At 48.0% G+C, this 440-nt stretch carries 1 tRNA gene; it reads right to left on the bottom strand.

Going from position 1 to position 440, the window contains the following annotated elements:
• Positions 1-265 precede the first annotated feature (265 nt).
• A tRNA-Ala gene (locus OH705_RS26860) sits at positions 266-341 on the bottom strand.
• Positions 342-440: the final 99 nt, after the last annotated feature.

Here is a 440-nt window from a genome sequence, read left to right as displayed (position 1 = left end):
ATGCGCTTCTTCACTTGACCATATAACCCCAAGCAATCTGGTTATACTGTGAAGACGACATTCGCCGAAAATTCGCACGTCGCTCTTTCGAGCAGAACTCACAAATTTTACCTTAGCCTGAATAACCAGCAGTGAAACTGGCATTCAGTCTATTTCTATCACATATCCGAATTTTTAAAGAACGATCTGACAAAAGTCAGAAATCAACATTCATCACCGAATGTTCATTTCTAAGTTCTGAGCAGTGCTGCGAAACCTGAAAGAGTGGTGGAGCCAAGCGGGATCGAACCGCTGACCTCCTGCGTGCAAGGCAGGCGCTCTCCCAGCTGAGCTATGGCCCCGTATTCTAGGCCGCACCAAGTAATTGGTAGGTCTGGGCAGATTTGAACTGCCGACCTCACCCTTATCAGGGGTGCGCTCTAACCAACTGAGCTACAGAC

Origin of the sequence: Pseudomonas sp. BJa3 (genome assembly GCF_026343815.1) — a bacterium.
In the GTDB taxonomy this organism is placed as follows: Bacteria; Pseudomonadota; Gammaproteobacteria; order Pseudomonadales; family Pseudomonadaceae; genus Aquipseudomonas; species Aquipseudomonas soli.
The sequence above is the reverse complement of the archived record's forward strand: the minus strand, read 5'-3'. Positions and strand labels throughout refer to the sequence as shown.